Raw genomic sequence first — 26593 nt, forward strand, 5'->3', positions numbered from 1 at the left:
GCCGCGCTTTTACAGAGCCCGGTTGTTATCGTTTTTCCATAAAAACAAAACGGTCGTGGACGCCTCGACCACCGTTCAACTTTCGCACACCGCAGCATCCGTGCGCAGAGGAAATTGCCGTGTCCGTACACCACTCTCAGCAGGCAAGCCCCTACACAGGCTTGTCCATCAACCGCCAGGCTGTTCGTCTTGATCGTGATGACAACCTGCTCATCGCCCGGGTCGACATCGTTGGCGCCACCGCTCTGCAAGGCGAGACGGTCATCACCCGGGAATCCATTGCTGCCGGCCAGAAAGTTGCAGCGCGTGATATTTCTGCCGGTGAGCACGTTATCAAAGGCGGCCGACTGATTGGTGTCGCCGTGAGTGATATCGCAGCGGGTTCAAGAATCCTCAACACTGAATTCAAGCTCGATGATCAAACCCGGGATCCTCTGCCGACCGCCAACGCAGCGGTATTACTGCCTGCAGATCAGCGTGCGACGTTTCAGGGTTATGTGCGCGCCGACGGGCGAGTGGCGACCCGTAATTACCTGGGCGTGTTTATCGTCGGTAATTGCGCGGCGACCGCGGCGCGCAAGGTCGCCGATTGGTTCACTGAAGCCCGTCTGGCGGCTTGGCCCAATGTCGATGGTGTGATTCCGTTCATTCATGAAATCGGCTGCGGCATGGAAATGACCGGCGAGCCCATGGACCTGCTGCGCCGCACCATGAGCGGCAGTATCCGCAACCCGAACATTGCCGGGGCTCTGGTGTTGGCTCTGGGCTGCGAGCGCAACAACATTTATGGCTTCCTCGATCAGGAAAAACTAAGCGCCGCAGCGGATTTTCAGACCTTGGTGTTGCAGGAAGTCGGCGGTACCGCTAATGCCATCGAGCAAGGCATTGCCGCCATCGAAAAAATGTTGCCAGCGGCCAACACCTTCAGTCGTCAGACGGTGTCCGCTGAACACTTGAGCATCGGTATCCAATCCGCCGCGCTGGACGGTTTCTGCGCGGTCTCGGCAAATCCGTCACTGGGTGCTGCGATGGATCGGGTGGTGCAAAACGGCGGGACGGTGATTCTCTCCGACACCGGTGATCTCGCCGCACTGGGTGAGGACCTGCGCAGCCGTGCGGCTGACGCTGATGTTGCTGAGCAACTTCGATTGACTCTGCAAGAATGGCGTACCTACCAGCAGGGGCGTGACACTCGCCTGAACCGGCAGATTTTCACTGACAAGGAAGCGAAGGGGCTATCGACCATTCGCGAAAAAGCCCTGACAGGCCTGAGCCGTGGCGGCAGCACGCCCATTCAGGGCGTGTTTGGTTACGCGCACAAAGTGACGCGTAAGGGACTGGTATTCATGGATGCGCCGAGCTACGAAGCGGTGTCTGCGACCGGGCAGGTTGCCGGCGGCGCCAACATGATCTGCCTCACCACGGGCGGCGGTTCGGGTTTTGGCGCGGCGCTGGCGCCGACCCTGAAAATGGCCAGCACCACCAAGGTCTTCCGCCATCTGAAAGACGATCTGGATCTGGATTGCGGCCCTGTGCTGGACGGGCAGTTTTCGGTCCAACAGATGGGGCAGCGCATTTTCGACAGCCTGCTGCGTCACGCCAGCGGTGAAAAAACCTGCAGCGAAGCCCTTGGTGTCGGTGAAAACGAGTTCGTGCCTTGGCCCAAGGGCGTTCTGGCCTGATTGTGGAGCAAAGAACAATGACAACAGCAGATATGAGCAAAACAATGAGCGCGACGACTGTCCCGGTGAAAAGCCCTTTTATTCGTCTGGACCCCAAGGACAACGTGGTGGTGGCGCGGATGGAAGTCGAACCCGGCACCGCCGTGCCCAACGAAGGCGTCACGACCCTGCAGAAGGTGCCGGCCGGGCACAAGATCGCCACGCGTTTTCTGGCCAAGGGCGAACCTGTGCTGAAGTACAACACAGTGATCGGTTTCGCTTGCGAAGACGTGATCCCTGGCACTTGGGTCCACAGCCACAACATCGCTTTCGATGAGGTAGTGAAGGATTATCGCCACGGTCTGGATTATCAACCGACAAAAATGGTCGCACCGGAGCAGCGGTCGACTTTTCAGGGCATCGTTCGCCCTGACGGCCGAGTCGCCACGCGCAATTACATCGGTGTCTTCACGGTCGGTCACAGCGGTGCAACGGTAGCCCGCAAAATTTCCGCCTGGTTCACTCCGGAGCGCCTGACAGCGTATCCGAACATCGATGGCGTGGTGCCATACATCCATGAGCAGGGCTCTGGTATGGAGAAGACCGGCGAACCAATGGCACTGCTGCGTCGTACCCTGGGCGGCTATATCAAACACCCGAACACAGCGGCAGGGTTGCTGATCGCCCTGGGTGAGGAGCATAACGATCTGGAGTCGTTCCTTCAAGAACAGCAGCTTGAGGTCGGCACAGCGCTGCAAACGCTGGTAATGCAAGAGCTGGGCGGGACGAAACGCAGCATTGAGTCCGGCATCGCCGCTGTCGAAAAAATGCTCGCCCAAGCCAACGATGTGAAGCGTGAAACGGTATCCGCCGAGCACATCATGATCGGCTTGCAATGTGGTGGTTCGGACGGCTTTTCCGGGTTGTCGGCCAATCCGGCGCTGGGCGCGGCCATGGAACTGCTGATCGCCAATGGTGGTACGGCGATCCTCTCCGAGACCTCGGAAATATTCGGTGTCGAGCATACCCTGACTGCCCGGGCAAGGTCGCCTGAAGTGGGGCATAAGCTGGTGGCGCGGATCAACTGGTGGCTTAAGTACAACGAAGGTCGCGACACCCAGATCAACGGGCGAGTCAGTCCGGGCAACAACGCCGGCGGCTTGGCCAACGTACTGGAAAAAAGCCTTGGCGGCGCGAAGAAGGGCGGTAACGCGCCGTTGATGGAAGTCTACGAATATGCCGAACCCGTGACACAGCACGGTCTGGTGTTCATGGACACGCCCGGTTACGACCCGGTGGCCGCCACCGGACAGATTGCCGGCGGGGCCAACATGATCTGCTTCACCACCGGGCGCGGCTCGTGCTTCGGCTCGGTGCCAGCCCCCACCATGAAGCTGGCAAGCAATACACCGATGTACAACCGCATGGTCGCCGACATGGACATCAATTGCGGCATCGTCATCGAAGGCGACGCAACCATCGCCCAGATGGGCGAGCGGATTTTCCAGCAGATTTTGCGTCATGCCTCGGGTGAACCGACCAAGAGCGAGGCGTTGGGCGTCGGACTCAATGAGTTCGTGCCATGGCCGATTGGCGTTGTGGATTAAACCACTGGTTTTGCCGCCGGGCTGACGCGATTTATGTCAGCCCCTTGAACAAACGAGTTTTGGCAGTCTTTCGCTGACGGATTCCGGCTGCCTGCCGTTTGCGCCAAACCTCCTGCAATGGAAACAACACATAACCCTGCCTATCACAATAACTATACGAGGCTGACCCATGAACAAATCCTACACCCTCGATGAGCAACAACCCGCGCAGCCTATTGCGACTGCCCGGGTGGTGCCAGGCGCGGGCGTCCTCAAGGCGACCCATTACCGTTTCGGTATCCTGGCGCTGATCACCATCGTCCTGGCTTTGAGCACGGGTGACCGAGCGGCATTATCGGTGGCCGGTGGCGACATGGCCAAAGAGCTGGGCATCAGCTCCATCGAATTGGGTTATCTGTTTTCCGCCTTTAGTTGGGCCTATGTGATCTTTCTGATTCCCTCGGGTTGGCTGGCCGATCACATCGGCTCGAAGAAGGCCATGATGGTGGCGGTGGTGGTCTGGTCAACCTTCACCGTGTGCATGGGGCTGGTACATTTCATCGGACTGGTGGTGCCGCTACTACTGGCCCTGCGCTTTTTGCTGGGTGCTGCGGAGTCCCCGGTGGGGCCCGCGGCCGGCCGAGTAATCGCCGCCTGGTTTCCGTCGTCGGAGCGTGGTACGGCCGGGGCAATCTTCAATAGCGCGCAGTACTTGTCACTGGCAGTTTTCACGCCGTTCATGGGCTGGCTCTGTCATCGCTTTGGTTGGGAGTACGTGTTCATCATTATGGGCCTGCTGGGGATGGTCATCGGCGGTATCTGGTGGCGCTATTACTATTTGCCGATCCACCACCCAAAAATGAACGCCGCCGAGCTTGAGTACATCCGCGCGGGGGAAGGCTTGGTGGACCTCGAACAACGGCCTTCGGCCAAGCAAGCCGGTGAGCAGAAACGCCATCAGTTGGCCGACATCGGTCGGCTGTTTAAAAGCAGGATGATGGTGGGGATCTTTCTTGGCCAGTACTGCATCAACGCAATCACCTGGTTCTACATGAGCTGGTTCCCGATCTACCTGGTCAAGGAGCGTGGTTTCGACATTCTTCAGGCCGGATTCGTGGCGGCTATTCCGGCGCTCTGCGGCTTGGTGGGCGGGGTGTCCAGCGGCTTCGTCTCGGATGCCATCCTGAAAAGGACCGGCAACCTGAGCATCGCCCGCAAGACCCCGATCACCATCGGCCTGCTGCTCAGTGCCAGCATCATGCTGTGCAATGTGGTGAGCAACGAGATGCTGGTCATTGCCCTGATGAGTCTGGCGTTCTTCGGTAAAGGCTTCGGCTCGTTGGGCTGGGCAGTGGTCGCCGACACCGCGCCGAAAGAGTTGATTGGTACCACCGGCGGGGTGTTCAACGCCATCGGCAACCTGTCTGGAATCATCACTCCAGTGGTCATTGGTTACTTGCTGCAGTCGAGCGGTTCGTTCGCCAGCGCGTTGATCTTTGTCGGTGCTCACGGGCTGATCGCCGTGCTCAGTTATTGGATGATCGTCGGAAAGATCCAGCGTCTGGAGCTAGCCAGGATTGGCTGACCAGCACTGCGACAGTGTGGCCTGTCCCATCAGTTGAGACAGGCCGCTTTCGTTAACCCGTTCTGGCCCTCTACGCTTTGATTTTGCCAAGGGCTGTCTGCACTCTGCCCCGATGCAGGTCCTGCGAGGACCCGCCATGACAAGAATCAACCTTCACGGTGCAAGACATGAAAACCCTGCTGATCACCGGCGCCGCTGGCGGCGTTGCCACCCGCATCCGACCGTTACTGCGCAACCGCTATCGACTGCGTCTGCTGGACCGCATTGCCGCGCCCGACTTGCAAGACGGTGAAACCCGTTTTGTCGCCGACCTATCGAATCAAGCGTCGGTACTGGAAGCGTGTGAGGGTGTCGATGCCGTCATTCACTTGGCGTGCGCGCACAGTCTGGACATCAGCTTCGAAGCCACACTGGACGCTAATTATCGCGGCACGCTGCATCTGCTCGACGCTTGCCAGCGATCGGGCATCGAGCGCTTCGTGTTCGCCAGCAGTCATCACGTGCTGGGTCAGCATCTAACAGAAGACTTTGCGGGTGACGAGGCGCCGATCGCCCCGGATGGTTTCTACGCGCTGAGCAAAGTGTTCGGCGAGGGCGCGGTTGCGCTCTACGCTTATCGTACCGGCTTGCGAGCGTTAAACATTCGTATCGGCAGCGCAGGCGACACTGCCGTGGATGCGCGCCGACTGCGCCTTTGGGTGAGTATTCGCGATCTGGTGCAGTTGATCGACATCGGCCTGAACCATCCTGATCTACGTTGCGACACGGTTTACGGTGTGTCTCGATGCCCGGATGGGCTGTTTGCAAATGCCCGGGCTCATGCGCTGGGCTATCGTCCGCAGGACCTCGCCAGCGAGCATCTGGCCGATGATTTTGTCGTCCTTGCCGACATGTCGCCCAACGAAGGGGCGGGCTTTGTCGGTGGCCCGTACATCCCCCACGCACTGAAGCTGGCATAAGCGATTTGAAGAAAACAACAAGGTAGGTATTGATGAAGATTCGATCGGTCCAGACGCGCATCGTCGAGATTCCCTTCACGGATGGTGGCAAAGGACAAGGGATCACCCCAACCACCTGGAACACTTTGGAAACCGTGCTGATTCGTATCGAAGATAACGATGGAGTGGTGGGGTGGGGCGAGGCATTCGGCTACTTCATCGCCGACTCGACCAAAGCAGTGGTTGAACGTCTGATCAGGCCGATGCTCGAAGGCACCACGGTAGATTCCATCGCACAGTGGAGTCAGCGGATTCAGCGCCAGCTGCATCTGTTCGGTCGATATGGCGTGACGATGTTCGCCATCTCCGGTGTGGACATGGCGCTGTGGGATCTGTATGCCAAACGGGCAAAAAAGCCCTTGTACAAGGTGCTGGGCGAGGGCGAGAACACTCGTCTTTGCACCTATGCCAGTCTGGTGCGCTATGACGATGTCGAGATCGCTCCAAAGATCTGTCGACAGGCGCTGGATGAGGGTTTCGACAGTCTGAAACTGCACGAAATCAACATGGCACCAATCGAGGCCTGCCACGCCGCAACTGGCGGGCGGGTTGCGATTTCGGTCGATGTCAATTGCAGCTGGGACATGGATGTGGCCAGGGACAACCTGCTACGCCTGCGGCAGATGAGCAACATCTCCTGGCTGGAAGAGCCGATTTTCCCACCGGAGGATTTTGCTGCGCTGAACAGTCTGCGCAACCCTGATATACCGATTGCCGCCGGCGAAAACTGGTGCACTGAGCGGCAGTTTCGCCAGGCCATGGAAAGCGGTGCGGTGGATTACATTCAGCCCAGCGTGAGCAAGGTTGGCGGGATCAGCGAGTTCATCAAGATCATGCACGCTGCCGAGCAGCACAAGACCGGCGTGTTGCCCCACAGTCCGTATTTCGGACCGGGTTTTCTGGCAACGTTGCATCTGGCGGCAGCATTTCCGAAGATGATGCAGGTGGAGTACCTATACGTGGATCCTGCGGCCTGGTTGATCGACCTGACACCGATTCGTCAGGGCGCGGCGTTTGTGCTGGGGGATCAACCGGGGATCGGGTTGGCACCGGATGAGGCGGTGGTGTCGAAGTTTCTTCGCGGTTAAGCCCCCGTCAGAAAATCCGCGACGTGGCGGATGAATTGCTCATACAACGCCGCCACCTCGGGAATCGAATCATCGCGCAGACACCCGTGTACCAGCCCCTGACCGATATATAACCGACTGTCAATCCCGGCCTCAAGCAATCGGTGATGGTACTCGATGCCGTGATCGCGCAATGAATCGAACTGTGCGACACCGATGAAGGTGGGTGGCAGTGCGGTGTAGTCAGTCGCCGCCAGCGGCATCGCCAAGGGCGAGTTCCAGTCAGTCCGATCCGGCAGATAACCTTCAATCGATGCCCGTACCGCGGCACTGGTCAGGAACGGTGCATCGGCACATTCATGCGCAGATGACAGGTCCTCGAATGCCGTTAGCACCGGGTAGAGCAGTGCCTGACCCAGCGGCTGTTTCTCGCCTGATTCGCGTAACGCCATGCACAGCGCAGCCGCCAGCGTACCGCCCGCGCTTTCACCGCACACAACCAATCGATCTGATGACAACGAGTTCAATACTCGCCCTGTCCGCAAGGTACGCAATGCGGTCAGCGAATCTTGTAGGGCCGCCGGATACGGATGTTCCGGCGCCAGCCGATACGCCACCGCGACGATCGCAATGTGCAGACGTCTGGCAACCTCGTAGGCAAACCAGTCGTGACTATCCAGTCCACCCATGTTCCAGCCGCCACCGTGCAGGTACAGTAGTGTGGGCCATCCATTTTCAGGTTGTTCGGTTTCAGGCTGGTAGACACGCAAGGTCAGTCCGTCCAGGTCAACGTCCTGCTGCGTCAAGCCTGCGGGCCTGTTGCCAGTGAAGTCGCGGCACAAGGCAAGAAAGGCCGTACGTTTTGCGGCCAGGGAGTTTTCGGACGGCGCGAAAACCAAACATCGCGCAAGCATCGCCTGGATCTGTGGGCTCAAGGGGTAGGGTGCAGGCATTGGGTGTGCGCCCGTAAGCAAGGGAATGAAAACAGCCGCCCAAAGGCAGCTGTCTGGATTGAAGCAACGATCAATCAGGCCATACGCGCCACGCCTACCGGCTCAGGTTTGTTGCGCCCGACGAAAAACGCCACGATCAACGCTCCGATAACGCCCAAGGTGCCCGCCAGCACAAAGCCGGTGGAGTAGGTGCCCGAGTGTTGGATCAGATAACCGGTAATCGTCGGCCCGACGATGCCCGACAGGTTTGCCAGCCCGTGCATGAAACCGCTGGCAGTGCCCACCTGATTGCTTGGCACGGCGTCCTGGATCAGCGCCCAGTAGGCGGGCGCAGTAAGCATCAGGAAGCCGATAGCGACGGTCATGATGCCGACCGCCAGATTCACGTTCTCCACCAGTCCGGTGAGGCCGATGCAGAACGCGGCGATCATCAACGAGGTGACCAGCACGACCTTGCGCGAGAACATCTGCTTGCCCGTGCGGCGGAAGATGTAGTCCACCAGAAGCCCGCCCGACAGGTATCCCACGGCACCGACAATCCACGGCAACGAGTTGACGATGCTCATGTTCTGCAGACTCACACCTTTGGCGTCCACCAGATAGCTTGGGAACCAGGTCATGAAGAAAAACAGGATGTAGTTGTAGCAAAACAGTGAGATGCCCATAAGCAATACCGAGCGGTTGCGCAGCACATCGCGAAACGAAGCTTTCTTTCCTGCCACGTTCGCGTTGTCTTCACGACCTTGGTTGATCAGTGCGAGTTCTTGCGGACTGACTTTGGGGTGCTGAGCCGGGGTTTCAGTGGTCAGCCGCGCCCAGGCCACGACCCAGAACAAACCCATCACTGCCATCACCACAAAGGCCACTCGCCAGCCGAGCCACAAGGCCATGAAGCCGATGATCGGGCCGGCCAAGGCCCCACCGATCGGGCCGCCGGCCTGATTGATGCCTGCCGCACTGGCGCGTTCCTTGATTGGGAACCAGGTGTTCACCACTTTGTTGGCAGTGGCTGAGTTCGGGCCTTCACCGGCACCGAAAAATGCCCGCACCACCAACAATGACCAGAAGTTGAAAACCAATGCGGTGATGCCGCACACCAACGACCAGCCACCCATAGACCATATCAACACCTGGCGACCTCCGAAACGGTCGGACAAATAGCCGCCGATGACATTGAATGAGGCATAACCGACGGAAAATGCGCTGAAAATGAGGCCCTTTTCAACGGGCGTCAGATGAAAATCCTGAGTGATGAAGGGCATGGCAATCGACAGGGCCGCGCGGTCGATATAGTTGATGATCATGGCCATCAACAACATGAACAGAATCGTGGAGCGATATTTCTTTTTATTGTTAGGCATGAACCACCTCTAGGGGCGTTGGGTAAGCGGACAGGTTTCTGTTCTTCACCCTACGTTGCGCTTAGGCGCTTGCACATTGGCGTGTCACCGCAGAGCTGCTGACGTTCCAATACCTGAGACAAAAGCAGGCTTTAGTCCGATTCATGAGGTGGCTACTGAGCAAAGCCAGGCTTTCGCAGTTGATGGAGGGCAGTCTCAGATCGTGGGACAACCCGGCGTTCTTGGTCTGTAGGACGTGCCTATAGCATTGGCAGTTACATCCGCGCGTGTGAACTTCGTATATCGAACCGCCGCGCGATGCGAGCTCACGTACTGGTGCGTGGTCGCCATAAAAATAAGCCACTCCCTGAGTCAGATAACGCACATGAATAAAAAATATCGTTGGGTCGTCGCTGCCTTACTATTCTTTGCTGGCATGCTGAATTACCTCGACCGCGCCGCCTTGTCGGTGGCCGCTCCCTTGATCAAACAAGACCTGAAAATCGACGACGCGCAGATGGGGGTTCTGTTCAGCAGTTTCTTTCTGGGTTACTGCGTGTTCTGCTTCGTCGGCGGTTATGCCTCCGATCGTTTCGGACCAAAACGCGTGTTTGGTTGCGCGGCGGCGTTCTGGTCGATGTTCTGTGGTCTCACCGCCTGGATGGGGACCTTCACCCAATTGTTGATCTGTCGGGTGTTGTTCGGCATCGGCGAAGGCCCTATGGGCAGCACAACCAACAAGACCGTTACCAACTGGTTTCCTCGTGAGGAAGCGGCGTTCGCATTAGGTCTGTCCAGTTGCGGCCAGCCGTTGGGCGCCGCAATTGCCGCCCCGGTGGTGGGGTTAGTCGCCTGGCACTATGGCTGGCGTGTGTCGTTCGTGGTCATTGCCATGCTGGGGCTGGTGTGGCTAGCGGCCTGGTGCCTGATGTTCAAGGACACGCCTGCGCAACATCCACGAGTGACAGCCCAGGAACGCGAGCTGATCGAAAATAGCCGAGCCCGACAGCCGGTGGCCGGTGAGGCGGGTAAATACAGTGTCTGGCACTACATTTTTTCCGTGCCGGTGTTGGCCGTGGCGTTCGCCTATTTCTGCTCCAACTACGTGATGTATTTCTTCCTGACATGGTTGCCCAGTTACCTGACTGACTATCAGCACCTGGACGTCAAGAGTATGAGCATCATCGGCATGATCCCTTGGGTGGGCGCAGCGATTGGTTTTCTCGCCGGAGGAACCGCTTCGGATGCGATTCTGCGCAAGACCGGCAAGGGCGTGTTCGCCCGTAAGTCGATCCTGATCCTCGGTCTGGCGGTGGCAGCGGCTTGCGTGCTGATGGTGTCCAGAACCAGCGACCTGACCAGCGCTGTGGTGTTCATTACCCTGGGGAACCTGTTTCTGTTCATGTCGCCACAGCTGTGCTGGATCCTGTTGCAGGAAATCGTGCCGTCCGAGCATATCGGCGGCACCGGTGGTTTTGTCCACTTGCTGGCGAACCTTGCGGGGCTGCTGGCGCCAGCCTTGACCGGCTATGTCGTGCAATATGGCGGCGGTTACAACACAGCCTTTGTGCTGGCAAGCATTGCAGCAGCGGCGGGCGCAGTGGTGGTGTTGGTGGTAGTGCGAGGTGTCAAGCCCATGAAACCGGTCGAAACGATCACAGCCGATGCCACTTGAATCAGTGATGACGCAATCGTAGCGGCGCTTGCTTTTCTATACCTCTAGGCCGCGTACGCTTGGCGCGCCGGCACCGCCAGAGTGACCGCGCGCACCGACGATCCTGCACTCAAACCCAGGTTGTGGCGGTGCTGGCATCGACAATCAATGTTCCTGCGGCGACCCATGCCGGGGCGGTGGTGATTCGGCATTCGGCGAACTGCCGGTTATGGATCAGGTAGTCCTGCGCCAGTTCCCCTGGAGTGCCGATGCTAAGTTGCAGGACCTGGCTATCGCGCACCGCGCGGATTTCATCGGTGGCGCACTCGATCAGCGGACCGCCGTCGAAGATGTCGATGTATTCCTTGAATCCGAAACCTTCGGCCTTGAGCATGCCCAGGGTGGGTTCTGTATTGGGGTGAACCCGGCCGATCGCCGCCCGGGCGGCTTCTGGCAGCAGGCAGGTCGGCAGCGGAAACTTGGGCATCAGCTCGGCGATAAAGGTCTTGTTGCCCTGGCCGGAGAGGTAGTCGGCGTCGGCAAAATCCATCTTGAAGAAGTGCCGGCCCAGGCCTTCCCAGAAGGGCGAGATGCCCTGTTCGTCCGAATAACGCGCATCTCTGTAATCACCTGTCGAGAGGTGGTCAGTCGGGGGTGTCGATCTTGCTCGGATGCAACGGTCGCGGCATTGCCCTGTCCACGGCGTTAGGCAGGCATCTGGCAGCGAAGCTGTCGGGGGCGACGCAGGACTTCCCGTTCCCGATCACGCCCCTGTGCAGAATTCCATTCCACGGCTTGCAACGCCTCTATCTGGCAGCGGGGGATTGAGAGGAGGGCGTACAGCCCCCTGAAGCGGTCAAAATAATGGAAGGGTGTAACTCACGATCAATCGGTTTTCGTCGATATCGCGCAGGTAATTCGAGCGCAACGCAGCGTTGCGCCAAAGCACGCTGACATTCTTCAGGGCGCCACTCTGGACGGTGTAGCCCAAGTCGGTGTCGCGCTCCCACTCACGGCCCTCTCCGGCAACGGTCGCCGGGTTGGCGTGATCGGCCTTGGTATAGCGGGTGGCGAAAGTCAGGCCGGGAATCCCGAGGGCGGCGAAGTCGTAGCTGTAGCGCAGCTGCCATGAGCGCTCGCCGCGCTCCATGAAGTCGTTGGCCATCATGTAGTTGGTCAGGTAAGCGTCGGTACCGACCACATACGGCATGGCAGTCGAACCACTGAGTCCCTGGTAACCAAGGCCAACCCCATGACCGCTGAGCGTGTAGCTGAACAGCGCGTTGAGGGTGCGATTGTCGACCTTGCCGGCACGTGCGTCACCGGCCTCATTGCTGATGTAGTAGCGCACATCGCTTTTCAACGCGCCGAGCGGGAGCGCCAGGTTGTGTACCAGGCCGATGTACTGCTGTCGGTAAATGTTGTCCAGTTCACCGTATTGGTAGCTGAGGGTCAGATTTTTGCCGATCGCGTAATCCGCGCCGCCCAGTTTGAAATCGTCGGCATCCGGTGTGCTGCTGAAGCGTTTGTTTTTGTTTACCAGGGTCAGCGATTGGTTGTGCGAGTAGTCGCGCAAGGTGGTGCGATTGATATCACCAAAGGTGAACGTGAGATTGTCGAGCTCTTTGGCGGTCAGGATGCCGGCTTGAAAAGTCTGCGGCAGGATTCGTCCGGTGCTGGAGGCAATGGTCGGGTATTTGAGAATCTGTGTGCCGACTTTCAGTTCGGATTTGGATACCCGGACCTTGGCCGCTAAACCGAATTTGCTGTACTGATCCGGCGCTCGCCCGTCATGGCCAACCGGCAACAAACCGGTGCCGCTGCGATCAGGGCTGGAGTCGAGTTTGAGCCCCAGCATACCCAGCGTATCGACGCCAAAACCGAGCGTGCCCGGGGTGTAGCCCGAACGAAAATCCAGCACGAAGCCTTGCGCCCATTCTTCTCGTTTGGACACCCCGGCATCTTCGCGAAAATCCCGGTTCATGTAGAAGTTACTGGTTTGCAAAGTGACATGGCTGTCGTCGGCAAAACCTGCAGCGAACGCTGACGGGGCGAACAGACCGAGAGGGAGCAGGGTGGTGCCCAGAAACGCTTTCTTATTATTGTGCATGGTCTCTCCAAGGGAATTGCGGGCATGGCGTGGCCATGCCGCGCAGAGTGCAGCGTTATTTTTGTTGTTGGGGGATGAAGCGGTTTGTCAGGCCAGTACGCCAATCTGCCACGGGCAAAACTCATCCTCGCCCAGGCCATTGAGTTCGCTTTTGGTCTTCTCGCCGGACGCATGGGCCAGCAGGCGTTCGAAGATCTCCTGGCCCATTTCCTTGATGCTCTTGTCGCCGTCGATGATCTGCCCGCAGTTGATATCCATGTCATCGCTCATGCGGTTGAACATGGGCGAGTTGCTGGCGAGCTTGAAGGTTGGCGCGGGAACCGAGCCAAAGCACGAACCGCGTCCGGTGGTGAAGGCGATCATATTGGCCCCGCCAGCGATCTGGCCGGTGGCAGACACTGGGTCATAACCGGGGGTGTCCATGAACACCAGGCCATGAGTCGTGACCGGATAGGCGTACTCATAGACATCCATCAAGGGGGCATTGCCGCCTTTCTTGGCGCCGCCGAGGGATTTTTCCAGCACATTGGCCAAGCCGCCGGCATTGTTGCCGGGGCTGACCCGTCCATTGATCTGAGTATCGCGACCTTCGTTGTACTTGAGCCACCACTCGATGCGTTCGATCAGCTTGCGGCCGACCTGCGGGGTCACCGCCCGCGCTGTCAGCGTGTGCTCCACACCAAAAATTTCCGAGGTTTCCGAGAGAATCGCCGTGCCGCCATGGCGCACCAGAATGTCTACTGCCGCACCCAGCGCCGGGTTGGCCGACAGTCCCGAGAAGCCATCGGAGCCGCCGCACTGCATGCCGATCATCAAGTGTTCGGCCGACACCGGCTCACGCTTGACCCGATTGGCTTCGGGCAACATCGCCTCGATCAGTTTGATGCCTTGTGCCACCGCGCTTTTCACGCCGCCGACATCCTGGATCACCAGGGTCTTGAGCAGATCGTTTATCTCGAGTTTTTCTTGCGCGATGAAACCGTCGATGTTGTTGCGTTCGCAGCCCAAGGCAATCAACAAACCGCCAGCGGTATTCGCATGGCGGATATGCCCGGCGATGGTTCGACGCAACAGGTCCATGGGCTCGCCGGTCATTTCCATGCCGCAGCCGATTTCGTGAACGAACGGCACCACGTCATCGATGTTGGGGTAATCCGCCAGGTGTTGTTCGTCAAAGTGGTTGGCGATTTTCCGGGCGACGGTCGCGCCGCAGTTGCCGACTACGAATACGCCCAGGTAATTGCGCGTTGCTACGCGTCCATCCTTGCGCACGATGCCCTGGAAGGTTGCACGCTGTTCCGGCGGCAGCAGGTCGGTGGGCACGTAGTCAAGGCCGTAGCGATAGTCGCGGTCGGTTTCGCCAAAGGCGATGTTGTGGCTGTGCATCCAGGTACCAGGCGCCAGGTCTTCGCTGGCATAACCGATGACCGTGTTGTATTTGAGCACTGGATGGCCTTGCCCGATCCTGCGCGTGGCGATCTTGTGGCCCAGCGGTATTTCTTGCAGGGTCGTTATACCTTCACCGGGAATCGGTGTACCGCCAGCGATGGCGACACGGGCGACCACGACATTGTCGGCAGGGTCGAGGCGAATGACGGGGCTGACTTCACGGGTAGTCATGGAACTCTCCAGTTCTTGTTATTGGGTTGTCGATGGGTTTTGTGCCCATCGACATGTGCATCAGGCCATGGCGCTGAGGGACTTGAGGAGGGCTTTGCTTTTCTGTTTGGCGATACCTTCCCACAGGCCTTGCAGGTACATGATGCCCAGTGCGCGGTCATACAGGCCGTAGCCCGGTACGCCAGTTTCACCCCAGATCATGCGACCGTGGTCCGGCCGGGCGTAGCCGCTGAAGTTGGCGTCATGCAGGGCACGCATGATTTCCGCCATGTCCAGGGAACCGCACTCGGTCGGGTGGGCGCACTCGTAGAAGTCGCCGTTATCGGCAACTTTCACATTGCGTAGATGCACGTAGTGCACGCGTTGGCGGGCGGCGAATTCGTTGATAAAGGCCGGCACATCGTTGTTCAGGTCCGAACCGATGGTGCCGCTGCACAAGGTCAGGCCATTGGCTGGCGAGTCGATAATGTCGAGCACGCGCCGATGGTCTTCGATGTTCTTGATGATGCGTGGCAGGCCGAACACCGAACGGGGCGGGTCGTCGGCATGCAGCGCCAGCTTCAGGCCCAGTTGTTCGGCCACGGGCACCAGTTTCCCGAGGAAATACTCAAGGTTGCTCCACATCTGCTCGGTGCTGACGCCTTTGTATTCTTCCAGCAGTGCCTGGAGTTTCTCCGGTGGGTATTTGGTGCCAATTCCCGGCAGCGGAATCACACCGCTGGAGACATCGAGCTTGTCCACCAGCGCGGCCTCGAACGCCAGGGTGTTGGAGCCGTCCGGCAGTTGATACTCCATGTGGGTGCGGGTCCAGTCGAACACCGGCATGAAGTTGTAGCAGACAATCTTGATGCCGCTGGCGGCAAGGTTTTTGAGCGTTTCGATGTACTGCGGGATCAGCGCTTCGCGACCCGGTTTGCCGAGCTTGATCTCTTCATGCACACGGAAACTGTCGACCACGTCCATCTTCAGGTTGTAAGCCGCAGCGGCGCTGCGCAGGCTCTGGATGCGATCCACAGGCCAGACTTCGCCCAGCGGCATGTCGTACAGCGAGGAAACAATGCCGTACAGACCTGGAATCTGGTTGATGTATTGCAGGCTGATCGGGTCTTTCGGACCGTGCCAGCGGAAAATCATTTTCATCGGGGATACCTCATTCACGCCTTGTTGTCAGGATGCGCTTTTTAGTTCGAAACGCTTGATCTTGCCGACGATCAGCCAGTAGCTGAGGACCGCCAACACCCCGTGGGCACCGACGTAGATCAGTGCGCCTTCGAAGGAACCGGTGCTTTGCAGGATGTAGCCGATCACTACCGGAGTAATGATCCCAGCCGTGTTGCCGAAGGCGTTAAACACGCCGCCCGTGGTGCCGATCAGCTCTTTGGGCGCAGTGTCCGCCACCACGGTCCAGCCCAGTGAGCCAAAGCCCTTGCCGAAGAACGCCACGCTCATCAGCGCCACGACCAGCCAGGCGCTGTCGGCGTAGTTGCATAGCACGATGCTGGAACTGAGCAGCAGGCCGATGGTGATCGGGGTTTTACGGGCAAGGCTCAGCGAGCCGGTCTTTTTCAATAGCTGGTCGGAAATGAAACCACTGGAGACGCCGCCAACCAGGCCACACAGTGCGGGGACCGCCGCGACGAAACCGGCCTGGAGAATGTCGAAGCCACGCTCCTTGACCAGATAGATCGGGAACCAGGTCATGAAGAACCAGGTGATTGAGGTAATGCAGTACTGGGCGATGAAAATCCCTACCAGCATACGGCTGCGAAACAGCTGGCCGATTTCCCCGAGCTTCATGCCTTTGCTTTGTGCAGCCTTGGCCTTGAGCCCTTCGAGGTCTACCAGACCGCCGTCCGCGCGGATGTATTCGAGTTCCTCTGCGTTCATTTTCGGATGATCGACAGGCAGGTAATAGAGCTTCCACCAGACCGCGCCGATCACCAGGCCGATCAGGCCCATGATGATGAACACGTATTCCCAGCCGAACCGGTAGCACAGCCAGCCCATGATCGGCGTGAACAACGCCAGCGACAGGTATTGCGCGCTGTTGAAAATCGCCCCGGCAACACCCCGCTCAGAGGAAGGGAACCAGGCCGCGATAATGCGCCCCGAGGCAGGGCCGACGGGAGATTCGGCAGCACCCAGCAGAAAGCGCAGCGCCAGCAGCAGGGGAACAACCATGCCGATGAAGTGCACCATGCCCATCATCACGGTGAAGCAGGACCAAACCACAATGGCGAGCATCATCGAACGCTTGGAACCGATCCAGTCGGTCAGCCAGCCGGAAGGAATGAGGAAGATCACATAGGCCCAACTGAAGGCGGAAAACAGATAACCCATTTCCACCGAGCTGATGCCCAGTTCCTTGCCCATATCGGTACCGGCCACCGACAGTGCGGCGCGGTCACCGGTGCTCAGGGCCAGCACGATGGTGATCAGCGCGAGTATCAGGAATCGGTAGCTGGTTTTGGCCACAGCAGGCCTCGCAGCAGCAGTGTGGCAAGCACTCGTGCCGGTAATTGCAGGCTGGTCCGGGGCGCCGGCCAGCGCATAGCGCTCAGTATTGTTCATTTTGTGCCTCATATAATTGTTGTTGTCGCGAGTGCGTCAGGCGCGGGCACGCAATACCCGCGTTCTGAGTGGGTGATCAGGCTGCCTGCCGGTCGGTGTCCTGTGTGTAATCGATGGCGACCCATTCGAAGTAGGTCTTCAGTTCGGTGATCAGCGCCACATGAGCCGGGTGGGACAGGTAACGCTGCACGGCGTCGGCGTCATCGAAGCTTGACTCCAGCAAGTAGTCCCAGCAGATCGGCCGATCCAGTTCATTGGCCGAGACTTTCCAGTCCCGGACAAAATCGATGTCCTTGGGCAGGTCGCGCATCCACTGGATCAGATGCGTCTCCAGTTCGATGTTTTGCTCCCCGCCAGGCAGGCGGCGGAACATCACAATGTGCTTCATCATTTTCCGGACTCCTTATTCGCCGAGTAGCCAGGCCGGGGCGTCCTGCAACGCCACGGGGCGCAGAAAACGTTCCAGTGCGGCATAACCCACCGAGGTGCTTTGTGGCTGGGTTGACGCCGGCCACGGTCCGCCGTGCTGTTGCGCGGCGGTGACGGCCACGCCGGTCGGTACACCGCTGAACAACACCCGCCCGGAGATCTGGCGAGCGGCGCGGATCAGCGCGAGGTTGTCCTCGCTGGCCTGCTCGAAACCCCACAGCGTCGCAGTCAGGCTGCCGCCGATGGCGTTCAGTACATCGATGGCCTGAGCCACGGACTTGACCTTCAGCACGACTGCCGCCGGACCAAAGACTTCTTCGCGCAAGTGCGCATCCTCGATAAAGGCCTGGGCATCAACGGCGAACAACCTGGGTGCCGGACCGTCGGTATCGGCATGGGGTTGCAAGAGCGGGGTTGCCGCCGAGGCTTGCTCCAGACGAGTAACGCCGTCATCAAAACCACGGCGCATGCTCGGTGTGAGCATCCGGTGAGTGCTCAAGGGTTGCAGGGCCGCGGCGAACTGCTCGATAAAGCGCTCGCTGGCCGGATGCTCGAACAGCACGATCACACCGGGGCTGGTGCAGAACTGGCCGCAGCCTAAAGTGATGGATGCCGCCAGCGTCTTGGCCAGATTTTCACCGTCGCGCTCAAGGATTTCCGGTAGCGCGAGCAACGGGTTGATTGAGCCCAACTCGCCAAAGAACGGAATGGGGCGAGGACGTTGGTTCGCAACTTTCCATAGCGCGGTACCACCTTGGTAGGAGCCGGTAAACGCCACGGCGGCAATGTGCGGGTGTTGCACCAGATGCACGCCGGCTGCGCGGGATGCACCTTCCACCAGCCCCAGCAAACCGGCCGGCAAACCTTGTGCGGCGAGTACACCCAGCGCCACTTCGTGCACGGCGCGAGACAATCGCGGGTGCCCGGAGTGCGCTTTCACCACCACCGGACAACCGGCGGCCAGGGCTGATGCGGTATCACCACCGAGCACGGAAAAAGCGAACGGAAAGTTGCTGGCCGAGAACATCGCCACTGGGCCCAGCGCCTGTTGCACGCGAGTAAGACGCGGTCGGCCGGCCGGTGGTGAACCTACAATGGCTTGGTCGTCGACCACCGCGTAAGGCATACCGGCTTCGACCGCATCGGCAAAGCCGCGCAGTTGGAAGGCGGTGCGCGCGACTTCGCCGGTCAGGCGCGCCACGCCCAGGCCGGTTTCTTCATCGGCAATGGCGATCAGTTCGACTTGATGCCGCTCCAGGGCGTCGGCCAAGCCGTTCAGCAACTGGACGCGCAGGTCTGCGTTCGACTCGGCCCATAAGGTTGCCGCGTTAGCCGCTGCCGCCACAGCTTGATCGATCAGGATTATTTCCGGGCTTTTCATGAGCGATCTCCTTGAGGTTCCAGGTGATAGCCACGGCCGCTGTAATCGAAGTCCACCAGTTCGTTGATGGTGACTTCTTTGTCGGCGGGGGATGCGTAATAGGCTCGAATCTCCTTGATCAAGCCGGTTTGTTCGTCGAATACGTACCACTCGTCACCGCGTAGGGCAGTACCGAGCTTGCCTTTCCAGTGGGTCCATTCGATCACTGCTTCCGGGCTGTCATGACTGACCAGGATTTTTTCGATGGTCCATTGAGAGCCGAGATTTTCCACGCACCAGACCCATTTGGCGGCGATGGTTTGGGCGCTGCGCCACGGAATTTCTGGCAAACCGGCGGGAAAGTAGTGCACGGCATCCGGGGTGAAACACGACACCAGAGCGTCGTAGTCCGCGGCGTTGCAAGCGTCGAAGTAGCGGCGGATCAATGCGGCGTATTGGGCCTGTCTCATCACTTACTCTCCTGGGCGGCGAAAATACTCGGGATCGGCTGGCGACCGGCGGCGACCCAGGCGTGATAGTCGGAAACCGCCGCAGGGCTCGGCGGGTAGATGCCCCACAACGCTTCGCCCGAGGCGATGCGCATGGCCAGGTACTCTTCGAGGTCGTCTTGCAACGAGCAGTACTCGGCCAAATCTGCCGCTAGGTGCGCGGGGATCACGGTCAGGCCATCGGCGTCACCGACGATCACGTCACCGGGATAGATCGCCACGCCCGCACAGCCAATCGGCACCTGCAGGTCAGCGACATGGTGGTAGGAAATTCGTGTGGTCGCGGTGATTTCCCGGGCATAGGCGGGCAGAGGGAGGGCGGCGATTTCGCTGCCATCTCGCAAGGCCCCGTCGGTGACAATCGCCTTGGCGCCACGCGCCAGCAGCCGGGTTACCAGAATATTGCCGGCCGAGGCCGCGCGAGGATCGTTCTGGCTGTCGATCACCAGTACATCGCCGGGCTGAATCTGTTCGACACCTTGCCATTGCAGATTGTCACCGTTGGGCTTGGTGGTCATGGTGCCGTACGTGTCGATGTCTTCGCGGGCCGGAATGAATCGCATGGTGTAGGCACGACCGGCGAAGGGCTTGATATCTTTACTCATCGGGCGCAGACCGACCAGTGCCGGCTGGCGAAAGCCCAGCTTGAACAATTGTGTGGTCAACGAGCCGCTGCTGCAGGTCGCGAGCATGGCGAGTACTTCGTCGCTGACGGCCACTTGGCGATTGGCCGAGTTGTCGTAGGCATCAGCATACTGGTGGATCGTGGTCATTGTTGTTCTCCTGAAGATCAGCGGTTCAACTTGAAACAGTGCAAGACGTAAATTCCCGCAATTTGGGATGTGGGTTTTGCTTGCTGGCCTGATATGGATCGATCCTAAGACTTGATTGACTTATTTCAAACGCCGCATATCGTGGGTCTCTATCAGAGTTCCATATGGTGGGAATTTGTCATGGCGACAGTAGAAGGCACCGGTGCACTGGAAAAGGCGCTGGACGTGCTCGAGGCAATCGGCTCCGCCCCTCAAGGCCTGAGCCAGAGCGACTTGGCCGAGCAGGTGGCCCTGCCGCGCACCACGCTCTACCGGATCATCGCCAGCTTGGTGGAGCGCGGAATGATTCGCCGTGATCCGCTGCGCAAGGTCTACCGCTTGGGTTTTCGCTACCTAGAACTGGTGCGCAACGCCTATCTGATGCCGGACCTGGTGGCGGCCGCCAGTTTCGAGTTGCGCGCCCTGCGTGACCTGACCGGGGAAACCTCGTACCTGGCGGTGCTCGACGGTAATCAGGTGTTGTCACTGGAACGCTGTGACGGTGCACATAGCACTCGCTCAGCTGCAGCCCTGGGGCAAAGTAAACCGGTGTATTGCACCGGGCAGGGCAAGGCGATTCTCGCCGCGCTGGATGAAGCCAGACGTGAAGAGATCATCAAGGGCCTGACACTCACTGCACTGACGCCCCTGACCATCACCGATCGCCGTCGACTGCATGCCGAACTGCAAATCACCCGTGCCCGCGGTTACGCCATCGATGATGAAGAAATTGTCTTGGGGGTGCGCTGTGTCGCGGCGGCGATCCGCGACAACTTGGGTAAAGTTCGCGGTGCCTTGAGCGTCGCTGGACCGGCCTATCGCCTGACGCTGGAACGCCTGGAATTACTGGGGCCGGAACTGACCGACGCGGCCCGCCGGGTTGGTGCTCAGTTAAGCGAGTCGCAAGTGCGCATCGCCGACAGTGAAGTGCAATTGGTGAAAGGGCCCTGGGCGTTTAACGGTGCATTTGCGCGCTGGTGCCATGGGCAACAATGCCTTTATTGGGCTGACACCCTGGCACCGACGATTCGAGTCCTGGATGCAAAAGGCGAGCGGGTTTTCGCCCGTCTCGATGCGCCGGTGCAGGCTATGGAATTGCATCGCGAAGGGCTGTTGATTGCGCATGGTAATGGCTGGTCATTGCTGGACCGGCAGGGGCAGGAGCATCCGCTGCCGGGTTGGCCAGGCAAGCCTTTGCTCGGACTTGCCAGTCACCCGAACGGCAGCCTTTGGGCCTGTTTGAGCAATGCTGGCGGTTGCAAGGTTGGCGAGTTGACCGCGCAAGGCGAGTTGCGCTCGCCCTGGTCGTTTCAGGAGCGTATCAGTGCATTTTGTTGGGACGCCGATGGGCAAACCTTGTATGCCGTGGGCCCTGACACCGGCAGCGTGTATGTGATGCAGTTTGGCAGCAGCAGTGTTCGCCGTCTGGCCTCGCTGCCCAAGGGTTCAGGACGACTCAGTGGCTTGGCACTGGACAACGAGGGAGGGGTTTGGACCACCCTGCGTGATGGTTGGAGTCTGGTGCGGCTCAATGCTGACGGCAGTCTTGACCGCATGATAGGGCTACCAGTGCCAAGCCCGACCGATCTGGCTTTTGGTGGGCCGAACAAAGACATCCTGTACATCACCAGTGCCCGGCATGAACTGAGTAGGGAGACACTCGGCACAGCGCCGGCTTCAGGTTGTTTGTTTCAGATCAACCCCAAGGTCATTGGGGTTGATGCGCACCAAGCGGCATGGGGAGTGAATCGCAGGGGGCTCGATGGCTAGGTTTCGCACCGCACCACGACCAACCCCATAATGACCGCCGCCGCCAACATTCCCGCGGTCATGAAGATATACGCCGCCCCCGGATTACCAGTCAGGCCGATCAGATAACCGACAATCCATGAGCCGAGAAACGCCCCCAGCGCGCCACAGGCATTGATCAGCCCGATAGCGCCGCCGAATACGTTGGCCGGCAGCAGTTCGGGGATCAGCGCGAAGAACGGACCGTAAGGTGCGTACATCGCCGCCGCCGCGATAGTCAGCAGACTGAATGACAACCAGAAGTGCGTCGAACCCAGCAGGTAAGAGCCGAGAAACGCCAGGGCGCCCAGCGCCAGCAGCGGCCAGACGAACAGTTTGCGTTGGCCGGTTTTGTCCGAGGCCCAGGACACCGCCAGCATCGTCACTACCGCTGCCACATAGGGCACGGCACTCAGCCAGCCAGTGGTGACGATGTCAGAGGCCGAGGCCTGTTTGATGATCGACGGCAGCCACATGATGAAACCGTATACACCGATGCTCCACAGCGCATGCACCAGGCACAGCTTGATCACCAAGGGCGAGGTGAAGGCCTGACGGTAGTTGCGCACCACCTTCATGCCTTTTTGCTCGTTGACGAGGGTGGCAGCCAGTTGGTCTTTTTCTCCTCGACTCAGCCAGCTGACTTCTTCAGGTTTGTCCCGCGCCAGACGCCACCAGACAAAAGCCCAAAGCACCGCCGGAGCGCCTTCAATGATGAACATTTCACGCCAGCCCCAAGCGTGGATCAAGTAGCCGGAGACCACCGACATCCACAGCACGGTGATCGGGTTGCCAAGGATCAGAAAGGTGTTGGCCCGTGAGCGTTCCTTGCGGGTGAACCAGTTGCTGATGAAGATCAGCATGGCGGGCATTACCGCGGCTTCCACCACGCCCAGCGAGAAACGAATGATCATCAGCATCGGGATATTGGTCACCAGACCTGTGGCCATGGCGCAGAATCCCCACAGGATCAGACTGCAGAACACCAGTTTGCGCACGCTGTAGCGTTGGGCATAGATGGCGCCGGGCACCTGGAAAAAGAAATAGCCGAGAAAGAACAGTGCACCGATCAGCGAGGAAGTGCCCTTGCTGATGTTCAGGTCCTGCTCGATGCCGGAGGCGCTGGCGAAGCCATAGTTGGCTCGGTCAAGGTAGGCAAGACTATAGGTGATAAAGATCAGGGGGATGAGATAGAACCAGCGTTTGGTCGCGAAACCTTCCGACTTCGACTGGGCTGTGACGCGGGTGTCTCCGGTAGGGAGAGCAGTATCTCTGACGGTACTCATGAATGGCCCTTCATTGTTGTTGTAGGCGAGGGTGTTGCATTCAGGTGAAGCGGATCAGGTCTGAGGTCGTCGGCGACAAGCTAGGGGCGGGGTGGCGTGCCAACGACGGCCCCAGATATCTCAGGGGCGAGCCGCCGTGCCGTCTGGCAGTCGCGCATTGGTCCAACTCGGAATGCCGCCCTGGCACGGATAGCATTTGGCTTTCTCTTCGTCGATGTCCACGCCGATGCCCGGGCGGTCACTGAGGTAGGCGTAGCCTCGGTCGATTTCCGGGCAACCGGGGAAAACGTCCAACAGGTTGTCGTTGAGCGGGGTCCATTCCTGGATGCCGAAATTGGTGGTGCTCAGGTCCAGGTGTAGATTGGCGGCGACGCCGATTGGCGAGATGTCGCCCGGACCGTGCCAGGCGGTGCGTACGCCGTGGAACTCGGCGAAGGTGGCGATCTTTTTCGCCGGGGTGATGCCACCGACCGTGCTGACGTGGCAGCGAATAAAGTCGATCAGGTTATTCTGGATTAGCGGTTTGAATTCGTTGACGTTGGTGAACAACTCGCCCATGGAGATCGGGGTCGAACTCTGTGCACGCAGGGTTTTCAGCCACTCGATGTTTTCCGGTGCGACCGGGTCTTCGAGGAAGAACAGCTGATGTTGCTCGAGGTTTTTCGCCAGTTGCACGGCGGCGATGGGCGACACACGTTCATGTACGTCGTGGATGAATTCCACGCCGAAACCGAGTTTGTCACGCAGGTGATCGAACAGTTTCGGCACGGCGCGCAGATAGGCATCCGGATCGAAATAGATGCCGTGGGTCTTGTTGCGCGGAGAAATTTTCGGCTGGATGTTTTTGGCTCTGGCCAGTTTGCCGGCGATCAGTTTGAGGTCTTCGGTGCCCGAGCCGCCGTACATGCCCATCTGGCAACGTACGTGCTGATAGCCTTCTTCCATTGCCGCACGGATGCTGTCTTCCACAGCGATTTCGTCTTCACCGTCGCAATGCCGGTAAAGCGGCACGCCATCGCGGCAGCGGCCACCGAGCATCTGGTAGACCGGCAGTCCGGCGACCTTACCCTTGATGTCCCACAGCGCCATGTCCACGCCGGACAGTGCGTTGTTCATGATCGGCCCCGAGCGCCAGTAACCGCTAACCGCCGCCGACTGCCAAATGTCCTCGGTGCGCAGCGCGTCCTTGCCGATCAGGAAGGGCTTCATGTACTGCTCGATGGCCGCCTCGACCGCAAAGATGCGCTGAGTGAAGGTCGCACAACCCAAGCCGTAAAGCCCCGGCTGATTGGTTTCCACTTTCACCACCACCAGATCAATCCCGCCTGGGGCGGTGAGAATCGTTTTTACATTTGTGATTGTTATAGATTCCATCTCGGTCTCCCGGTTGAGCCGTCGTTTTCATAAACCTTGAGTCAGTCGCCAGCGTTGGCCCATTACTCGATGTGTCGTGCTTCGTTGATCGCGTCTACGTTGTTGGCCATCGCCTCATTGAGGGTTTCGGCGGCGGCGACGGCGTCGTGGTTCTTGATGGCCATGTAGACCTTGATGTGCGCATTGACGCTTTCCAGGGTGATGCCCAGTACGCGATTGAGTTCTTCGAGGTAGTAAAGATAGATGTGCCGGATCGAGTCCATGGCATGGATGAAGATCTTGTTGTGTGACGCCTTGACGATTGCGTAGTGGAAGTCGAAGTCAGCCTGGGAATAGCGTTTGTAATCGTCTTTGTTCACCAGCATCCGATTCAGGGCCGCTTCCAGCAGGGCGATGTCGTCGCTGGTAGCGTTCACCACCGCCAGCTCCATGCAGCGAAACTCCACGGCCTGGCGAAAGACCCGCATGTCTTCGAACTCTTCCTGAGACAGGTGCATGATCGGCTGGTTGTCATTGAGCAAGCCGTGTTGCTCAAGGTCCTTGATGACAAAGGTGCCCTTGCCCTGATGCGTTACCACGATGCCCAGGCCGCGCAACCGCTGGACGGCGCTGCGCACACTGACCCGACTGACGTCGAATGTGGCGATCAGTTCGGATTCGGAGGGCAGCTTGCTGCCGGGTGGCCAGAGCCCCTCCAGAATGTTGCGCTTCATCTGCTCGTAAACGATGTTGACGGTGTTTTGCGTTTTGACGATTTCACTGTTCATTTTGTTGTTTTAAGCTCGTCACATAAGTTGCGATCTTTGTAGCACCTTCCGCCAAGAATTCGAAGAAGTAAATGCCTTTTCAGGAAAAAAGCTGATTTATCTCTTGATTGTTGCCTTAAAACGGGATCAGGATAGCGTCAGGTTGTCCGATAAGTCCGATTTTTTCTCTCAACTTATAATATATGTTGTGGATTGGAAGGATGAGAAAGCGTCATTGCCAGGCGCGTCGGGACTTTGGCTCAAGAACAAAAATGGCTGAAAAGCGAGGAAACCATGTCATCACTCTTTGATTTGAGCGGACGCACCGCACTGATTACCGGTTCCACCCGCGGCTTGGGTTTCTCCTATGCGCTGGGTCTTGCAGAGGCGGGTGCCACGGTGATTCTCAACGGCACCGATGCGGCGCGGATGGAAGATGCCATCGGCCAGCTCGCCGCCAAGGGGCATCACGCCACGGGCCACCTCTTCAATGTCGCGGATGAAGCAGCGGTGGAGGCGGTGTTCCACGAACTCGACAGCCAGGGCGTGCTGGTCGATATCGTCATCAACAACGCCGGCATCCAGCACCGACAACCGATGCTTGAGTTGGCGCTGGCCGATTGGCAGCGAGTGCTGGATGTCAACCTGACGAGTGCCTTCATCGTTGGACGGGCAGTGGCCAAGCGCCTAGTGGCCGCCGGGCGTGGAGGCAAGATCATCAACATCGGTTCACTGACCAGCGAAGCGGCGCGCGCCACGGTCGCGCCATACACCGCGGCCAAGGGCGGCATCAAGATGCTGACCAAGGCCATGGCCGCTGAATGGGCGCAGTTTGATATTCAGTGCAACGCCATCGGGCCGGGCTACATCCTCACCGAAATGAACTCTGCACTGGTGGACAACCCGGACTTCGATCTCTGGGTCAAAAGCAGCAACCCGACGCAACGTTGGGGGCGCGCCGATGAGTTGATCGGCACGGCGGTCTACCTCTCATCCCAGGCCTCAAACTACGTGAGCGGCCAAATCATTTATGTCGACGGAGGCTGGCTGGCCACGCTGTGATTTAACCCGTCTGACATGGCGGCCACTGCCTGGTCACCATGCTTGCGGGCGCAAGAACTTACCTGATAAATACAAATAAATA

General features: G+C 59.0%; 21 protein-coding genes and 2 pseudogenes. 9 read left to right on the top strand and 14 right to left on the bottom strand.

Annotation, left to right across the window (positions count from 1 at the left end):
• Window positions 1-119: 119 nt before the first annotated feature.
• The 5 genes from PMI18_RS20750 (at window position 120) to PMI18_RS20730 (ending at window position 6918) form a co-directional block, all read left to right on the top strand.
• The gene (locus tag PMI18_RS20750; protein WP_007898118.1) at window positions 120-1682 is read left to right on the top strand and encodes an altronate dehydratase family protein; all 1563 of its coding nucleotides are present in this window, start codon (window positions 120-122) and stop codon (window positions 1680-1682) included.
• A 44-nt stretch (window positions 1683-1726) separates the two neighbouring features.
• Entirely contained in the window at window positions 1727-3268 is a 1542-nt protein-coding gene (locus PMI18_RS20745) for a UxaA family hydrolase (protein ID WP_033036134.1), read from the top strand.
• 169 nt (window positions 3269-3437) lie between these two features.
• Window positions 3438-4832, top strand: a complete 1395-nt coding sequence (locus PMI18_RS20740) for an MFS transporter (protein WP_007898126.1) — start codon at window positions 3438-3440, stop codon at window positions 4830-4832.
• 167 nt (window positions 4833-4999) lie between these two features.
• The gene (locus PMI18_RS20735) at window positions 5000-5791 is read left to right on the top strand and encodes an NAD-dependent epimerase/dehydratase family protein (protein ID WP_007898127.1); all 792 of its coding nucleotides are present in this window, start codon (window positions 5000-5002) and stop codon (window positions 5789-5791) included.
• A 32-nt stretch (window positions 5792-5823) separates the two neighbouring features.
• Window positions 5824-6918 carry a mandelate racemase/muconate lactonizing enzyme family protein gene (locus tag PMI18_RS20730; protein WP_007898128.1) on the top strand — a complete coding sequence of 365 codons (1095 nt, stop codon included), beginning with the start codon at window positions 5824-5826 and terminating at the stop codon, window positions 6916-6918.
• Here the strand turns inward: PMI18_RS20730 and PMI18_RS20725 are convergent.
• Both PMI18_RS20725 and PMI18_RS20720 read right to left on the bottom strand, forming a co-directional pair.
• Window positions 6915-7703: an alpha/beta hydrolase gene (locus tag PMI18_RS20725; protein WP_238542595.1), complete on the bottom strand. Its 789-nt coding sequence runs from the start codon at window positions 7701-7703 to the stop codon at window positions 6915-6917. The two genes, PMI18_RS20730 and PMI18_RS20725, sit on opposite strands and share 4 nt — an antisense overlap.
• Window positions 7704-7924: 221 nt before the next feature.
• The gene (locus tag PMI18_RS20720) at window positions 7925-9211 is read right to left on the bottom strand and encodes an MFS transporter (protein ID WP_007898134.1); all 1287 of its coding nucleotides are present in this window, start codon (window positions 9209-9211) and stop codon (window positions 7925-7927) included.
• Between the two features lie 364 nt (window positions 9212-9575).
• Between PMI18_RS20720 and PMI18_RS20715 the strand changes: the two genes are divergently transcribed.
• The gene (locus PMI18_RS20715; protein ID WP_007898137.1) at window positions 9576-10865 is read left to right on the top strand and encodes an MFS transporter; all 1290 of its coding nucleotides are present in this window, start codon (window positions 9576-9578) and stop codon (window positions 10863-10865) included.
• 44 nt (window positions 10866-10909) lie between these two features.
• Here the strand turns inward: PMI18_RS20715 and PMI18_RS0129425 are convergent.
• A pseudogene (locus PMI18_RS0129425) lies at window positions 10910-11477 on the bottom strand (arginine N-succinyltransferase); the annotation flags it as partial.
• 15 nt (window positions 11478-11492) lie between these two features.
• Here PMI18_RS0129425 and PMI18_RS31495 point away from each other — a divergent pair.
• Window positions 11493-11672: pseudogene (locus PMI18_RS31495) on the top strand (FAD-dependent oxidoreductase); the annotation flags it as partial.
• 28 nt (window positions 11673-11700) lie between these two features.
• On the opposite strand, the gene PMI18_RS20710 reads toward PMI18_RS31495, so the two are convergent.
• From PMI18_RS20710 to PMI18_RS20675, 8 genes are all read right to left on the bottom strand, one after another.
• Entirely contained in the window at window positions 11701-12954 is a 1254-nt protein-coding gene (locus tag PMI18_RS20710) for an OprD family porin (RefSeq protein ID WP_007898141.1), read from the bottom strand.
• 87 nt (window positions 12955-13041) lie between these two features.
• Window positions 13042-14574 carry a UxaA family hydrolase gene (locus PMI18_RS20705; RefSeq protein WP_007898142.1) on the bottom strand — a complete coding sequence of 511 codons (1533 nt, stop codon included), beginning with the start codon at window positions 14572-14574 and terminating at the stop codon, window positions 13042-13044.
• Window positions 14575-14634: 60 nt separating this feature from the next.
• The gene (locus tag PMI18_RS20700) at window positions 14635-15714 is read right to left on the bottom strand and encodes a mannonate dehydratase (protein WP_007898143.1); all 1080 of its coding nucleotides are present in this window, start codon (window positions 15712-15714) and stop codon (window positions 14635-14637) included.
• A 27-nt stretch (window positions 15715-15741) separates the two neighbouring features.
• Entirely contained in the window at window positions 15742-17145 is a 1404-nt protein-coding gene (locus PMI18_RS20695) for an MFS transporter (RefSeq protein ID WP_007898144.1), read from the bottom strand.
• 76 nt (window positions 17146-17221) lie between these two features.
• Window positions 17222-17536, bottom strand: a complete 315-nt coding sequence (locus PMI18_RS20690) for a Dabb family protein (RefSeq protein WP_007898145.1) — start codon at window positions 17534-17536, stop codon at window positions 17222-17224.
• A gap of 12 nt (window positions 17537-17548) precedes the next feature.
• The gene (locus PMI18_RS20685) at window positions 17549-18955 is read right to left on the bottom strand and encodes an aldehyde dehydrogenase (NADP(+)) (protein WP_007898146.1); all 1407 of its coding nucleotides are present in this window, start codon (window positions 18953-18955) and stop codon (window positions 17549-17551) included.
• Window positions 18952-19404, bottom strand: a complete 453-nt coding sequence (locus tag PMI18_RS20680) for a nuclear transport factor 2 family protein (RefSeq protein ID WP_007898149.1) — start codon at window positions 19402-19404, stop codon at window positions 18952-18954. Before PMI18_RS20680 ends, PMI18_RS20685 begins: the two co-directional genes overlap by 4 nt.
• Window positions 19404-20216, bottom strand: a complete 813-nt coding sequence (locus tag PMI18_RS20675) for a demethylmenaquinone methyltransferase (protein ID WP_007898152.1) — start codon at window positions 20214-20216, stop codon at window positions 19404-19406. Before PMI18_RS20675 ends, PMI18_RS20680 begins: the two co-directional genes overlap by 1 nt.
• Before the next feature lie 180 nt (window positions 20217-20396).
• Here PMI18_RS20675 and PMI18_RS20670 point away from each other — a divergent pair, with 180 nt between their 5' ends.
• Window positions 20397-22025, top strand: a complete 1629-nt coding sequence (locus PMI18_RS20670) for an IclR family transcriptional regulator domain-containing protein (protein WP_007898155.1) — start codon at window positions 20397-20399, stop codon at window positions 22023-22025.
• Here the strand turns inward: PMI18_RS20670 and PMI18_RS20665 are convergent.
• From PMI18_RS20665 to PMI18_RS20655, 3 genes are all read right to left on the bottom strand, one after another.
• Window positions 22022-23329, bottom strand: a complete 1308-nt coding sequence (locus PMI18_RS20665) for an MFS transporter (RefSeq protein WP_007898158.1) — start codon at window positions 23327-23329, stop codon at window positions 22022-22024. The two genes, PMI18_RS20670 and PMI18_RS20665, sit on opposite strands and share 4 nt — an antisense overlap.
• A gap of 120 nt (window positions 23330-23449) precedes the next feature.
• Window positions 23450-24703, bottom strand: a complete 1254-nt coding sequence (locus PMI18_RS20660) for an enolase C-terminal domain-like protein (protein WP_007898160.1) — start codon at window positions 24701-24703, stop codon at window positions 23450-23452.
• Between the two features lie 62 nt (window positions 24704-24765).
• Complete coding sequence (locus PMI18_RS20655) at window positions 24766-25470, bottom strand: FadR/GntR family transcriptional regulator (protein ID WP_007898163.1); 705 nt, start codon at window positions 25468-25470, stop codon at window positions 24766-24768.
• 273 nt (window positions 25471-25743) lie between these two features.
• Between PMI18_RS20655 and PMI18_RS20650 the strand changes: the two genes are divergently transcribed.
• Window positions 25744-26511 carry an SDR family oxidoreductase gene (locus PMI18_RS20650; RefSeq protein WP_007898165.1) on the top strand — a complete coding sequence of 256 codons (768 nt, stop codon included), beginning with the start codon at window positions 25744-25746 and terminating at the stop codon, window positions 26509-26511.
• Window positions 26512-26593 lie beyond the last annotated feature (82 nt).

The organism is Pseudomonas sp. GM102, assembly GCF_000282555.1.
Classification (GTDB): Bacteria; Pseudomonadota; Gammaproteobacteria; order Pseudomonadales; family Pseudomonadaceae; genus Aquipseudomonas.